Below are 12,606 nucleotides of genomic sequence, written 5' to 3' on the forward strand. Positions count from 1 at the left end.
GAATCAGATTCGCAGCCGCGACTTCGCCTCTTCGTATTCCTCCTTCAGACGCATGACCAGTTCGCCCACCGACGGCACGTCGTCCATCAGACCGACGCCCTGACCTGCGCCCCAGATGTCTTTCCACGCCTTGGCCTTGTCGCTGCCGAAGTTCATCTTCGTCTTGTCGGATTCCGGCAGCGCGTCCGGGTCCAGGCCGGCGTTCACGATGCTCTCGCGGATGTAGTTACCGTGCACACCCGTGAAGAGGTTCGTGTAGATGATGTCTGACGCGCTGGAATTGACGATTGCATGCTTGTAGCTTTCAACCGCGTGCGCTTCCTGCGTCGCGATGAAGCGCGTGCCCATGTAGGCGAGATCCGCGCCCATCGCCTGGGCGGCCAGGATCGAGCCGCCGTTGGCGATGGCGCCGGACAGCACGATCGGACCGTCGAAGATCTTCCGCACTTCGCCGACCAGCGCGAACGGCGAAGTCGTGCCCGCGTGTCCGCCGGCGCCAGCCGCAACGAGAATCAGGCCGTCGACGCCTGCTTCCAGCGCTTTCGCTGCATGCCGCAGGTTGATCACGTCGTGCAGCACGATGCCGCCGTAGCTGTGCACGGCGTCGACCATCTCTTTCGACGGCGCCCGCAGACTGGTGATGAAGATCGGAATCTTGTGATCGACACAGACGCGAACGTCGTGCTCGAGTCGCGTATTCGACTGGTGGACGATCTGGTTGACCGCGATCGGTCCGATAACCGCATGCGGGTTCGCCGCCTTGTGCTCCGCCAGCGAAGCCTGGATCTGCGTGAGCCATTCGTCGAGCAGTTCGGCGGGGCGCGCGTTCAAGGCGGGAAAGGAACCGACGATGCCGGCCTTGCATTGCGCAAGCACGAGTTCGGGGTAGCTGACGATGAACATCGGCGAAGCGACGACGGGCAACGCAAGATTCTGCAGGACGGCGGGCAATGCCATGGCGCAAGTCTCCTTGTAGGTGGAACGGTGTGCGCGGTGGTGCATATGCGCGCCCGGTCCTGTGAGTGTAGCGGCTGAAGGCGACCGACGAAGTGAGCGCTGTGAACGCTTTCCGTCATCGCCGCTTCATTGCCAAATTTAAGAACGATCGTTCGATTATAGGGGGAATTGCACGAACGTGCTGGCGGAGCGAGTTTGAAGGAGTGTTCGGTTTCCATGGATTGGTGGTCTGGGACACCTCGCTGAGACACATCCGGCTTCTACAATGCCAGGACGTACAAAATGACAAGAGGCCCGCCATGTCCTTCGAGGAATTCACGCCGTTTCACGTCGCTGCTGGCGATGTCGATATTTTCGGCGTCAAGGGCGGCTCCGGGCCGCCGCTCCTGCTGCTGCATGGCCACCCGCAGACGCACCTGATCTGGCATCGCTGCGCCGCGCAGCTAGCCGAACATTTCACCGTGATCGCGACAGACCTGCGCGGCTACGGTGCGTCGGCGAAACCGCCGAGCGACGCGGCACACACCCCTTATTCGAAGCGTGCGATGGCCGCCGACCAGGTCGCGGTGATGAAACACTTCAGCTTCGACCGCTTTCTGGTGTGCGCGCACGATCGCGGCGCGCGTGTCGCGCACCGGATGGCGCTGGATTATCCCGATGCCGTGGAACGTCTGATGCTGCTCGATATCGCGCCGACGCTAGCGATGTACGAAGCGACCGACCGCACGTTCGCCACGCTTTATTTCCACTGGTTCTTCCTGATCCAGCCCGAGCCGCTGCCGGAGACGCTGATCGGCGCGCACCCGGGCGTCTACGTCGATCGCGTGATGGGCAGCCGTCACGCAGGGCTTGCACCGTTTGCGCCCGAAGCGCTTGCGGCGTATCGCGATGCATTGCGTCAGCCGGGCGCGGTGCACGCGATGTGCGAAGACTACCGCGCGTCCGCGACGATCGATCTGGAGCACGACCGCGCGGATATCGAGCGTGGTCACAAGATCGGTTGCCCGTTGCGCGTGCTATGGGGCGAAGAGGGCGTGATCGAGAAATGCTTCAAGCCGCTCGATGAATGGCGGCACGTCGCGCGCGATGTCAGCGGGCGTGCGCTGCCGTGCGGGCATTACATTCCGGAAGAGGCACCGGACGCGCTGGTGACAGAGATGCTCGCGTTTTTCGAAGCCGTCGAGCAGTAACGGCGCGTCCTTCGTTGTTGTTCGTTATTCCGCGAACGTCAGTGGCGGCAGACGGCGCGCAATCGGCGTCGACTTGACGATCGCCGTGCTCGTCTCGGCGCGCTCGGTCACCTTCGACAGGATCGCGTCGAGCTGGTCGATCGAGCGCAGATACAGCCGGCAGATGAAGCAGTCGTCGCCGGTCACCTTGTCGCATTCCACGAACTCCGGAATCCGCCGGATCACATCTTCCACGAGATGCAACTGGCCGGGCAACGGCTTCACGCGCACGATCGCCTGCAACGTGTAGCCGAGGGCGCGCGGGTCGAGCTGCACGGTGAAGCGCTCGATCACACCCTGCGCGTCGAGCCGCCGCAAACGGTCGGCGGTACTGGGCGCCGACAGACCGACCCGGCGCGCGAGTTCGCTGGTGGCAATGCGCGCATCTTCGGCGAGCGCGGCGATAAGGGCGCGATCGATGTCGTCGAGCGCGACGGGTACGACGTCGGAGAAAAGGCGTTTTGTCATGTCAGCCTTCGTTCAAAAGGTGATTTTTGTCAGCTGCTTAAGTTTATCCATGTATTCGGGCAGCCGGATTAATTACACTGCTTTCAGGTAAGAAACCGGCAGAAGGATCGAATCATGGCTTCAAACGAAATCCGGCGCGGCGCCGCCGAAATGACTGTCGCAATGCTGATGTCGGGCTCGATTGGCTGGCTCGTCGTGTCGTCGCAGCAGTCGTCGGAGAATGTGGTGTTTTTCCGCTGCGTGTTCGGCTCGGCGACGCTCGCGATTGTCTGCGCCGCGCTTGGACTGTTCCGGCGGGATCTCTTCTCGTGGCGCATGCTCGGGCTCACCGCGCTCGGCAGCGTGGCGATCGTCGCCAACTGGATCCTGCTGTTCGCGGCGTACTCACGGGCGTCGATCTCGATGGCGACCGCGGTCTATAACACGCAGCCGTTCATGCTGGTCGCGCTCGGTGCGATCGTGTTTCGCGAGCGCATTACGGCGTCGGTGGTGGCGTGGTTGTTCGTCGCGTTTGTCGGGCTTGTGCTGGTCGTCAAGGTCGAACCGGCGGTACTCGCGGTACCCGGCGAATATCTCGAAGGTGTCGCATTTGCGGTCGGCGCGGCATTTCTGTACGCGGTGTCGTCGATTATCACGAAGCATCTGAAGGGTACGCCGCCGCATCTGATCGCGCTGATTCAGGTAGGGCTCGGGGTTGTGATGCTCGCGCCGTTCGTCCATTTCGACGCGCTGCCCGCGAGCGGCACGCAATGGCTCAAGCTGGTGACGCTTGGCATCGTCAACACGGGGGTGATGTACGTGTTGCTGTACGGCGCGATCCAGAAGCTGCCGACGGCGATGACCGGTGCGCTCTCGTTCATCTATCCGGTCGTCGCCATCATCGTGGATCGCGTAGCGTTCGGGCAGAAACTGGCGTGGGTGCAGGTAGCGGGCGCGGTGCTGATTCTGCTGGCTGCCGCGGGCGTGAATCTCGGCTGGCGCATTGTGCCGCAGCGGCAGCGGCGGTATTCGGAGTCGTGAGCGCCGGTGTTGCCGTAATCGTTATAGCGATCGATTCGGCATTGTGACGTCGGTGAATGTTGCAGACGCTTACGTGAGCGCCGTACAACGCCCGCCTGTATGCGGGTTTACAACGATCGTCATGGTTCTGTAGGGAAATCACCGATGCGTTCGAAAGGTCCGCCCGGTATCATCCTTTTCGACGTTGATCACGTCGTCAAAAATTGCGCCGTTCGCCATCGCTGGTGAGCGGCTTTCTTTTTTGTGCGGCCGGTTGTCTGTGTGGCCAGATTGTCTGGCGGGACGCCTTGCAGGGTCACGCAGCAGGCGCAAGAATGCGCGCGCCATCGACGGTCAGCGCGCCGTTCTTCGCGAGACCTTCGATCAGGTCTTTCAGCAGCGCCGGCCAGTTCTCCCGCGATGCCAGCATCCGCGCGGCGGCACGCATCGCGGACGCTTCGTCAAGCATCGTCAGCAGCGTGTCGAACGTCATCGCGCGTACCTCCAGCAGCTTGAACACGATCAGCACTTTCAGCGCATTCTTCGCATTGCGCGCGGGGTCGGCGCGCAGCCACGCGAGGCGTGAGAACGCCTTTTCGAGCGCCGGCTGAACGTCGGTGAACGGCGCACCGTGCCCAGGGATCACTACCCGCACGTCAAGCTGCGCGATCATCTCCAGCACCGCCTGTTCTTCCACGAAACCGCTTTCACCTTCCAGTTCCGGGAAGATCACGCCAAAACCGTTTTCCCACAGCGCGTCGGCACTGATCAGCAGGCGTTCCGCCGCGCAGTACAGCATGAGCGAATGCGGATCGTGGCCGGGTGCGCCGAGCACGTCCCACTGCAGCGCACCGAGCGTGAGCGTCGCGCCGGGTTCGATCGTTTCGGTGAAGGTGAAGCGCTCGCACGTTTGCCCGGTAGCGTGGAAGGTCAGACGCGTCTCGTCCCAGTTGTGCACGGCGTCCGCCTCCGACGCTGGAATCGCCGTGCGGCACGGCCAGGCTGCCTGCAGCAGCGCGTTGCCGCCGCAATGGTCCGAATGCAGATGCGTGTTGACGATCAGATCAAGCGGCCGCGCGCCGAGCGCCTGCCGGACGAGCGCGACTGTCTGCTCCGCATGCGCGGCATAGCCTGTATCGACGAGCGCGGCACACACATCGTCGACCAGCAACACGTTGTTGGACGACAGCCAGCCTCGTTCGAAGACGCGAATCGACTCAGGCAGCGCGATCATCGAGCGGCGGCCTCCGGCTTCGGCATGACAAGAATCGTCGACGTGCCGAGCAGCACTATTTCGCTGCGCTGGTTCACGACCTCGCCGTCGAGTTGCGTGAGGTCGCCGTTGAGGCTCGGTTTCCACCATGCGTGGCGCACCCGCCACGTAATGGTGAGCGTGTCGCTGGCGTAGACCGCCTTCTTCAGCTTGATGTCGAATTCAAGGCCGAGCGGTTGCGCGTACGTCGAGAAATGCGTCGCGAGCAGGGCCATGAAATGCGCCGACGGCTGCGTGCCCGACGCGATCAATCCGCCAAAGCGGCTCGCGGCCGCGTAGGCGTCGTCGTGATGCAGCGGGTTCAGATCGCTCACCAGCGATGCGAACGATTTCACCGAATCCGCCGACAGCGCCAGCGTGCTGCTAAACGTCTCGCCGATCGTGACGACCCGTGGCGGCGCGTTCATGTCGACGGCTTCCTGTCAGCGACGAGTTGCTTGTGACGCAGATCGATGGTGTCCCAGACCGCGCGCTTTTGCCGGTCGTCGAACGACGACCAGCCGGCGATTTCATCGATCGTGCGCAGGCATCCGTCGCACCAGCCTGTGTCCCGATTCATGCGGCACACGTCGATGCACGGCGACGGCACCGGCGCGGTGTGCTCCGTTCCGGCGATGCTGCTGCTTTTGCTGCCGCTCGTGCCGCTGCCGCCGTCGTTGCTCATGCTCATGCCGGTTCGCGAAGCGCGACGTCGGCGATCGGCGCGCCCGTGAGCGCGACCAGTTCCTGCGGCGACAGATTGAACACCGCGTGCGGATGGCCGGCCGCTGCCCACAGGCTGTCGAGCGCGAGCAGGTCGGCATCGATCAGCGTGACGGGCGCCGTAGCGTGCCCGATCGGGCATACGCCGCCGATCGCATAGCCCGTTTTCTCCCGGACGAATTTCGCGTCCGCGCGTCCGATCGCGCCGACCTGTGCCGCGACCTTCTTCTCGTCGACGCGGTTCACGCCGCTCGCGATCACGAGCACGGGCGCATCGTCGTCACGACGGCGGAACAGGATCGACTTCGCGATCTGCGCGACCGAACAGCCCAGTCCAGCCGCCGCTTCCGCCGACGTCTTGCCAGTTTCCGGCAGCATGACAACCGGTTTTGCGTGACCGCGCTCGCGCAGCAGCAGCGCGACGCGCCGTGCGGAATCGGGGAGTGCCTCGAGGTTTTCGGTTTCCTGGGAGATCGTGGCGTTACTTTCCGTCATGTCTGTCTTTCCGTATTGCCTGTGGCTTGCGGGTGTTCGCATCGCGTCAAATGCACGACGCCTGCTCGCTGCGCGCCTTTGCGAGCAGCGCCTTGCCGGCGCGCGAAACGTTCGGCTTTCCGATCGACGTCGAGATGAAATCGCCGATCGCGACAACCTGCGCGAGATCGATGCCGGTCGCGATGCCGAGGCCGTTCATCAGGTACAGGACGTCTTCGGTCGCGACGTTGCCCGTCGCACCTTTCGCATACGGACAGCCACCGAGCCCCGCCACCGACGCGTGGTAGATCTCGATACCTTCCTGTAGCGCGGCGTAAATGTTGGCGAGCGCCTGGCCGTACGTATCGTGGAAGTGGCCCGACAGGTGCTGGCGTGGGAATACTTTTGTCACCGCTTCGAAGACTTCGCGCGTGCGCTTCGGTGTACCGACGCCGATCGTATCGGCGATATCGATCTCATCGCAGCCCAGCGCCGCAAAGCGATGGACCACATCGACCACCGACGCCACCGGCACCTCGCCCTGATACGGGCAGCCCAGCGAGCACGACACGCTGCCGCGAATGCGCAGCCCGGCGTCCTTCGCGGCTTGCGCGACCGGCTCGAAGCGCGCGATGCTTTCCGCGATGCTGCAATTGATGTTCTTCTGCGAGAACGCTTCGCTCGCTGCGCCGAAGATCACGATTTCGTCGGCTTTCGCGGCGAGCGCGCCCTCGAAGCCGCGCAGGTTCGGCGTGAGCACCGAATAGAGTGTGCCCGGGCGGCGCTCGATGCCGGCCATGACTTCAGCGCCGTCAGCCATCTGCGGCACCCATTTCGGCGACACAAACGACGCAGACTCGACATTGCGAAATCCCGCGGCCGACAGCCGGTTGATGAGGTCGATCTTGATGTTCGTGGGCACGAACTCCTTTTCGTTCTGAAGCCCGTCGCGCGGACCGACTTCGACGATTTTCACTGCCTGAGGCAACGCCATGACTGTCTCCTGCCGCATCGAGGCGGCCTGTTGATTGTGTTCAGTATCCGCGCGCGAGATCGACTACACCGGTGACCGTTTCGCCGCGCATCACCGCTTCGATTTTGCGCGCGACCTGCACGACGCTGTCTTCGCGCAACGTCACTGCTGAAATATGCGGCGTGATCGTGATGCGGGGCTCCTGCCAGAACGGGTGATCGGGCGGCAAGGGCTCTTCGCGGAAAACGTCGAGCGTAGCGCCAGCGAGCTGGCCGCGCGCGAGCGCGTCGAGCAGATCCTGTTCGACGAGGTGCCCACCGCGCGCCACGTTGATGAGATACGCGCCGTGCGCGAGCTTCGCGAAAGTGCGGGTGTTCAGCACATTGCGAGTGTCCAGCGTATGGGGCAGCAGATTGACCAGTACCTTGACGCCGTCGAGAAACGCATCGAAATGCGCATCGCCTGCGTATGTCGACACGCCGTCGATCTGTTTGGCGCTGCGGCTGTAGCCGCGCACCGGCAGACCGAACGACGCCAGCGTCTTCGCGACATGCGCGCCGAGCACGCCTAGCCCGAGCACGCCGACGGTGAATGTGGCGCGCGGATGCGGGTCGAGCTCTTTCCAGCTGCGTTCGGCTTGCTGGCGTTCGTATTCGTCGAAACGACGCATGTAGCGCAGCACCGCGTGGGTAACGTATTCGGCCATTTGCGGCGCCATGCCCGAGTCTTCGAGACGCACGATCTGTGCGCTGCGTGGCAATGTGCCGGGATGCGCGTGTTCAAGCGCGAGAATCGCGTCGACACCCGCGCCCAGATTGAACACGGCGCGCAGGTCGTCGCGGCCCGCAAACATCTCGCGCGGCGGCCGCCAGACCACGGCAAAATCGGCCGGTGCGTGATCGCCTGGTTGCCATTCGCGCAGGGCGGCGTCGGGCAGCGCGCGGGCGAAGTCGTGAAGCCACGCACCCGCGTCCGAATGCGGCATGTAGAAAAGTATTCTCATACGCTCGTCGATTTTTGGCGTCCGGTGCGTGTCATTTGGCGAAGAGTCGCCCGATATCCCTGAATGCCTTGAATTCGAGCGCATTACCGCACGGATCGAGGAAGAACATCGTCGCCTGCTCGCCGACCTCGCCCTTGAAGCGGATGTGCGGCTCAATGATGAAGCGCGTGCCGGCGGCCTTCAGACGCTCCGCGAGGGCGTGCCAGTCATCCATCGTCAGCACGACGCCGAAATGACGGACCGGCACGTCGTCGCCGTCGACCGCATTGACGCCCGCGCGGCTCACTTCGTTCGGCGCGAGATGCGCGACCAGCTGGTGGCCGAAGAAATCGAAGTCGACCCATTCCGGCGAACTGCGGCCCTCAGGGCAACCGAGCAGGTCGCCGTAGAATGCGCGGGCATTTTCCAGGCTGGTCACCGGAAACGCGAGGTGAAATGGTTGCAGCGGGCGCGCCTGTCCGGACGGTGTCGACGACATGAGGCGTTCTCCTTTTATGGACAGGCTTCATTCTACTTTTTCGGGAGGCAACGCGCGCGAGCCGGATGGCGGTAGGTTGTACGCAGGATGCTGAACCGCGGAGCCGCCTCGCTGATCGTACGATAAACAAAGCACGAAAAATTAGTTCGACGGTACGGCCTTGCACGCCACAATGACCTCCCGGATCACGCTCGTGAGAAGAATCATGTCTTCGTGCAGTAAATCGACATGGCCGCCGCGCCTTGTCACCGTGCCCGGCCTGCATGGCAGCGAGGGCGCGCACTGGCAAACCTGGCTCGAACGACAGTTCGCCCGCTCGCTGCGCGTCGAGCAGGCCGACTGGGACGCGCCTGACCTCAACGGCTGGGCACAGTCGGTTCGCGACCTGATCGCGCGCGCGCGCGGTCCGCACGTACTCGCCGCGCATAGCTTCGGTTGCCTCGCGACGGCCCATGCGTTGCAGCAGGCTACGCACGCGGCCGATGTCGCTGGCGTGCTGTTCGTCGCGCCAGCGAGTCCCGAGAAGTTCGCGTTCGCCGGCGCATTCGAAGCGCGACGCCTTGGCGTGCCGTCAATCCTGATCGGCAGCGAAACCGACCCGTGGATGCCGCTCGCCGGCGCCCGGGAACTCGCGCAGCGTCTCGGCAGCGCGTTCGTCAATCTGGGTGATGCGGGACACATCAATACTGCGGCAGGGTTTGGCCCCTGGCCGCGAGCGAAGTACTTCGTCGATACGCTGGTGCATTGCGCGGCGCCGCTGCGATTTCGCGAGGAGGCGGTCGAACCGGCGGCGCAGGCGTTTGTTTGATGAGACGGGGAATTGCTACGCGTTGGCGATGCCGTGCCGGTCAGAACCAGTGAAATCCTTTCGCCATGACGCCTCCCAGCGCGAAGAACCCGGCCCACATGAGACGGATTTCCATGCGGAGTTCGCGGAAATCGGCGCGGACTTCGGTTCGGAGGTCGCCCGTCTCTGTGCGAAGTTCGCCGATATCGGCGCGAACCTCAGTCCGGAGCTCGCCGATGTCGGCGTGAACCTCAGCCCGGAGCTCGCCGATGTCGGCGTGAACCTCAGTCCGGAGTGCGCCGATGTCAGCGTGAACTCCGGTTTGGAACTGGCTCATCTCGGTTCGAAGTTCGCCGATGTCGGCGCGAACCTCAGTCCGGAACTCGCTGATATCGGCGCGAACCTCAGTCCGGAGTGCGCCGATGTCAGCGTGAACCCCGGTTCGGAACTGGCCCATCCCGGTTCGAAGTTCGCTGATATCAGTATGGACCTCAGTCCGCACGGCACCCGTGTCAGCGCGCCCCTCATCCCTAAGCGCACTGTGATCGGCCCGAAACTCAGCGCGGAGTTCGCGGAGGTTGTTGAACATCACATCGCGAAGGTCACGAATGTCCTGCCGCAAACCTTTGACATCCTCTTTGATCTGCCGGATGGCGGCGTCGAGCCTGCTGATGTAAATGGCCATATCACTCCCCTGACTTCGGCGAAATGCTGGATGCGGCCTCTCCTGCCCGCTCGCATCGATCAACTTTGGAGAATCATCGTATAGGGCTTTCATTGTGTGGCGAACCATCCCGCGAACAAAATTGACAGATTCATTCGCAAGTCTCAAGCGAACGACCCCGTAAGGCTGTGAGATAAGGGTAACGAGCCTATCGTACGGAATCCAGACGATATCGGGCACTCGATCAAACGGCGTAGGACAAACCTCACGCCGTAGCGGCAGCCCTTCAGGTGATCCGATAAAATCGCGCTTTGAGCCGCAGATCAGTCGCAGGCGGCGCACGCATTCATCATCAACGAGCGGAGACGCAATGGCAGGCAATTCGGGGAAAGCGCGCTGGCTGGCAGCGGGCATGACAGCGCTGACGCTGTCGACAGGCGGCGTGAGCAGCGCGTGGGCGGACACGTCGTTGCTGAACGTGTCCTATGACGTGACGCGCGAGCTGTACAAGGACATCAACGCGAGCTTCGTTGTCGCATACAGACAGAAGACGGGCGAAACGGTGTCGATCCGCCAGTCGCACGGCGCGTCGAGCGCGCAGGCGCTCTCGGTAACGCAGGGTCTGCAGGCGGACGTCGTCACGATGAACCAGCCGAATGACATCGACCTGCTCGCCGAGCGCGGCCAGCTTGTGCCCGCGAACTGGCGCGAGCGTCTGCCGAACGGCAGCGCGCCGTACACGACGACGATGGTGTTCCTCGTGCGCAAGGGCAATCCGAAGCGCATCAAGGACTGGGACGACCTCGCGAAGCCCGGCGTGCAGGTCGTGATCGCCAATCCGAAGACGTCGGGCAATGGCCGCTACACGTATCTGGCGGCGTGGGGCTATCGCAAGCAGCACGGCGGCACTGACGCGCAGGCGCTCGACTTCGAAAAGGCCATCTTCAGGAATGTGCCGGTGCTCGACGCGGGCGGTCGCGGCGCGACGACGACGTTCACGCAGCGCGATATCGGCGATGTGCTGGTGACGTTTGAGAACGAGGTGTCGCTGATCGACACGGGTGTGGGCGCGGGCAATTTCGAAGCGGTCTATCCGTCGATCAGTTTGCTGGCTGAGCCGCCGGTGACGATCGTCGACAAGGTGGTCGACAGGCGCGGCACACGCAAGGAAGCGCAGGCGTATCTGGAGTTTCTGTACTCGCCGGCCGCGCAGGAAATCATCGCGCAGCATCATCTGCGTCCGCGCGAAGCGAGTGTGCTCGCGAAGCATGCAAGCGAATTCAAGCCGCTCAAGACGTTCACCGTCGAACAGGAATTCGGCAGCTGGCAGAAGGCGCAGCAGACGCATTTCTCGGATGGCGGTACGTTCGATCAGATCATCGTCGACCGGAAATGACGGGCTGACCGCGCGCAGGCGTCTGCAGCAGCACAAACAAGGAGGCCGCCTGAGCAATCGCTCAGGCGGCCTTTTCGCATTCAGGCAGCGGCGCTGCGCAATGGCAGCGCCGAACCGGGAGACTCAGTGCCGGTCGCAGCCATGCTCGCAGCCGCTTTGATCGAGTGGCATTTGCTGCGACGCTTCGGCACGGATGCCGAGTCGCTCCAGCAGTTTGCGGTCGGCTTCCGCCTGCGGGTTGCTGGTGGTCAGCAACTGGTCGCCGTAGAAGATCGAGTTCGCGCCCGCAAGGAAGCACATCGCCTGCAGGGCCTCGTCCATCTGTTCGCGTCCGGCTGACAGGCGGACCATCGCCTTCGGCATCGTGATGCGCGCAACCGCGATGGTGCGCACGAATTCGAATGGATCGAGGGGTTCAGTTCCGGTGAGTGGCGTGCCTTCGACCTGCACCAGGTTGTTGATCGGCACCGATTCCGGATACGGCTCCATGTTGGCCAGCTGCGTGATCAGGCCGGCACGCTCGCGACGCGATTCGCCAAGTCCGACGATCCCGCCGCAGCACACGTTGATGCCTGCGTCGCGCACGCGTTCGAGCGTGTCGAGTCGGTCCTGATAAGTGCGCGTCGAGATGATCTGACCGTAGAACTCCGGCGACGTATCCAGGTTGTGGTTGTAGTAATCGAGGCCCGCTTCGCGCAAGCCATGCGCCTGATGCGGTTCGAGCATGCCGAGCGTGACGCAGGTCTCAAGACCCATTGCCTTCACGCCGCGGATCATCTCCTTGATCGGCTCCAGGTGGCGGTCCTTTGGATTGCGCCAGGCCGCGCCCATGCAGAAGCGCGTCGCGCCGTTTTCCTTCGCGACGCGTGCAGCGGCGAGCACGTCATCGACCGGCATCAGCTTGTCGGCTTTCAGGCCCGTGTCGTGATGCACCGACTGCGGACAGTACGCGCAGTCTTCCTCGCAGCCGCCCGTCTTGATCGACAGCAGCGTGGACAACTGCACGCTGTTCGCATCGAAATGCTCGCGGTGCACCTGCTGCGCGCGGAACAGCAGATCGTTGAACGGCAGTTCGTACAAAGCGACGATGTCGGCGACGCGCCAGCGAGCGGGCGATGACGTCGCGTTCGCAGCATCCGCAACGTTCGCCGCATTCTGCGCCGACGGTTCGCCTGGCGTGGCTTCGGTATGGAGTTCGGTCAT

15 protein-coding genes are annotated in these 12,606 nt (G+C 63.3%); 5 read left to right on the forward strand and 10 right to left on the reverse strand.

Going from position 1 to position 12,606, the window contains the following annotated elements; translation table 11 throughout:
- Positions 1-3: 3 nt before the first annotated feature.
- Positions 4-957 carry an NAD(P)H-dependent flavin oxidoreductase gene (locus P3T16_RS02280; RefSeq protein ID WP_429341011.1) on the reverse strand — a complete coding sequence of 318 codons (954 nt, stop codon included), beginning with the start codon at positions 955-957 and terminating at the stop codon, positions 4-6.
- A 299-nt stretch (positions 958-1,256) separates the two neighbouring features.
- On the opposite strand from P3T16_RS02280, the gene P3T16_RS02285 reads away from it, so the two are divergent.
- Positions 1,257-2,147, forward strand: a complete 891-nt coding sequence (locus tag P3T16_RS02285) for an alpha/beta fold hydrolase (RefSeq protein WP_429341012.1) — start codon at positions 1,257-1,259, stop codon at positions 2,145-2,147.
- A 24-nt stretch (positions 2,148-2,171) separates the two neighbouring features.
- On the opposite strand, the gene P3T16_RS02290 is transcribed toward P3T16_RS02285, so the two are convergent.
- Positions 2,172-2,654, reverse strand: a complete 483-nt coding sequence (locus P3T16_RS02290; RefSeq protein WP_429254968.1) for an Lrp/AsnC family transcriptional regulator — start codon at positions 2,652-2,654, stop codon at positions 2,172-2,174.
- Positions 2,655-2,768: 114 nt separating this feature from the next.
- Here P3T16_RS02290 and P3T16_RS02295 point away from each other — a divergent pair, with 114 nt between their 5' ends.
- Entirely contained in the window at positions 2,769-3,674 is a 906-nt protein-coding gene (locus tag P3T16_RS02295) for a DMT family transporter (protein WP_429341013.1), read from the forward strand.
- 295 nt (positions 3,675-3,969) lie between these two features.
- On the opposite strand, the gene P3T16_RS02300 is transcribed toward P3T16_RS02295, so the two are convergent.
- The 7 genes from P3T16_RS02300 to P3T16_RS02330 are packed head-to-tail and all read right to left on the reverse strand — an operon-like array spanning position 3,970 to position 8,556.
- A complete protein-coding gene (locus P3T16_RS02300) occupies positions 3,970-4,887 on the reverse strand; it encodes an MBL fold metallo-hydrolase (protein WP_429254966.1) in 918 nt (305 codons plus the stop codon).
- Positions 4,884-5,333: a MaoC family dehydratase gene (locus P3T16_RS02305; protein ID WP_429341014.1), complete on the reverse strand. Its 450-nt coding sequence runs from the start codon at positions 5,331-5,333 to the stop codon at positions 4,884-4,886. Before P3T16_RS02305 ends, P3T16_RS02300 begins: the two co-directional genes overlap by 4 nt.
- A complete protein-coding gene (locus P3T16_RS02310; protein WP_429341063.1) occupies positions 5,330-5,590 on the reverse strand; it encodes a DUF1289 domain-containing protein in 261 nt (86 codons plus the stop codon). The genes P3T16_RS02305 and P3T16_RS02310 overlap by 4 nt, the downstream gene beginning before the upstream one ends.
- 2 nt (positions 5,591-5,592) lie before the next feature.
- Complete coding sequence (locus tag P3T16_RS02315) at positions 5,593-6,123, reverse strand: YbaK/EbsC family protein (RefSeq protein WP_429341015.1); 531 nt, start codon at positions 6,121-6,123, stop codon at positions 5,593-5,595.
- Positions 6,124-6,169: 46 nt separating this feature from the next.
- Positions 6,170-7,096, reverse strand: a complete 927-nt coding sequence (locus P3T16_RS02320; RefSeq protein ID WP_429254963.1) for a hydroxymethylglutaryl-CoA lyase — start codon at positions 7,094-7,096, stop codon at positions 6,170-6,172.
- Between the two features lie 40 nt (positions 7,097-7,136).
- Positions 7,137-8,078: a 2-hydroxyacid dehydrogenase gene (locus P3T16_RS02325; RefSeq protein WP_429341016.1), complete on the reverse strand. Its 942-nt coding sequence runs from the start codon at positions 8,076-8,078 to the stop codon at positions 7,137-7,139.
- 31 nt (positions 8,079-8,109) lie between these two features.
- Positions 8,110-8,556 (reverse strand): VOC family protein, encoded by a 447-nt coding sequence (locus tag P3T16_RS02330; RefSeq protein WP_429341017.1) that lies wholly within the window; start codon positions 8,554-8,556, stop codon positions 8,110-8,112.
- A 205-nt stretch (positions 8,557-8,761) separates the two neighbouring features.
- Between P3T16_RS02330 and P3T16_RS02335 the strand changes: the two genes are divergently transcribed.
- The 3 genes from P3T16_RS02335 to P3T16_RS02345 all read left to right on the forward strand — a co-directional run bounded on the left by P3T16_RS02335 (position 8,762) and on the right by P3T16_RS02345 (position 11,403).
- Positions 8,762-9,364 carry an RBBP9/YdeN family alpha/beta hydrolase gene (locus P3T16_RS02335; RefSeq protein ID WP_429341018.1) on the forward strand — a complete coding sequence of 201 codons (603 nt, stop codon included), beginning with the start codon at positions 8,762-8,764 and terminating at the stop codon, positions 9,362-9,364.
- A 49-nt stretch (positions 9,365-9,413) separates the two neighbouring features.
- Positions 9,414-10,112, forward strand: coding sequence for a hypothetical protein (locus P3T16_RS02340; protein ID WP_429341019.1), 699 nt, complete (start codon positions 9,414-9,416; stop codon positions 10,110-10,112).
- 265 nt (positions 10,113-10,377) lie between these two features.
- The gene (locus P3T16_RS02345) at positions 10,378-11,403 is read left to right on the forward strand and encodes a sulfate ABC transporter substrate-binding protein (RefSeq protein ID WP_429341020.1); all 1,026 of its coding nucleotides are present in this window, start codon (positions 10,378-10,380) and stop codon (positions 11,401-11,403) included.
- A gap of 123 nt (positions 11,404-11,526) precedes the next feature.
- Here the strand turns inward: P3T16_RS02345 and bioB are convergent, their stop codons facing one another.
- Positions 11,527-12,606 (reverse strand): biotin synthase BioB, encoded by a 1,080-nt coding sequence (gene bioB / locus P3T16_RS02350; protein ID WP_429341021.1) that lies wholly within the window; start codon positions 12,604-12,606, stop codon positions 11,527-11,529.

This window comes from Paraburkholderia sp. GAS42, assembly GCF_050436565.1.
In the GTDB taxonomy this organism is placed as follows: Bacteria; Pseudomonadota; Gammaproteobacteria; order Burkholderiales; family Burkholderiaceae; genus Paraburkholderia.

What these genes read in the sequence shown, in the direction of transcription:
- P3T16_RS02335 (WP_429341018.1), top strand. Translation starts at nt 8,762, where the DNA reads ATGTCTTCGTGCAGTAAATCGACATGGCCGCCGCGCCTTGTCACCGTG.
- P3T16_RS02310 (WP_429341063.1), bottom strand. Translation starts at nt 5,590, where the DNA reads ATGAGCAACGACGGCGGCAGCGGCACGAGCGGCAGCAAAAGCAGCAGC.
- bioB (WP_429341021.1), bottom strand. Translation starts at nt 12,606, where the DNA reads ATGACCGAACTCCATACCGAAGCCACGCCAGGCGAACCGTCGGCGCAG.
- P3T16_RS02345 (WP_429341020.1), top strand. Translation starts at nt 10,378, where the DNA reads ATGGCAGGCAATTCGGGGAAAGCGCGCTGGCTGGCAGCGGGCATGACA.
- P3T16_RS02320 (WP_429254963.1), bottom strand. Translation starts at nt 7,096, where the DNA reads ATGGCGTTGCCTCAGGCAGTGAAAATCGTCGAAGTCGGTCCGCGCGAC.
- P3T16_RS02330 (WP_429341017.1), bottom strand. Translation starts at nt 8,556, where the DNA reads ATGTCGTCGACACCGTCCGGACAGGCGCGCCCGCTGCAACCATTTCAC.
- P3T16_RS02300 (WP_429254966.1), bottom strand. Translation starts at nt 4,887, where the DNA reads ATGATCGCGCTGCCTGAGTCGATTCGCGTCTTCGAACGAGGCTGGCTG.
- P3T16_RS02295 (WP_429341013.1), top strand. Translation starts at nt 2,769, where the DNA reads ATGGCTTCAAACGAAATCCGGCGCGGCGCCGCCGAAATGACTGTCGCA.
- P3T16_RS02290 (WP_429254968.1), bottom strand. Translation starts at nt 2,654, where the DNA reads ATGACAAAACGCCTTTTCTCCGACGTCGTACCCGTCGCGCTCGACGAC.
- P3T16_RS02280 (WP_429341011.1), bottom strand. Translation starts at nt 957, where the DNA reads ATGGCATTGCCCGCCGTCCTGCAGAATCTTGCGTTGCCCGTCGTCGCT.
- P3T16_RS02325 (WP_429341016.1), bottom strand. Translation starts at nt 8,078, where the DNA reads ATGAGAATACTTTTCTACATGCCGCATTCGGACGCGGGTGCGTGGCTT.
- P3T16_RS02285 (WP_429341012.1), top strand. Translation starts at nt 1,257, where the DNA reads ATGTCCTTCGAGGAATTCACGCCGTTTCACGTCGCTGCTGGCGATGTC.
- P3T16_RS02315 (WP_429341015.1), bottom strand. Translation starts at nt 6,123, where the DNA reads ATGACGGAAAGTAACGCCACGATCTCCCAGGAAACCGAAAACCTCGAG.
- P3T16_RS02305 (WP_429341014.1), bottom strand. Translation starts at nt 5,333, where the DNA reads ATGAACGCGCCGCCACGGGTCGTCACGATCGGCGAGACGTTTAGCAGC.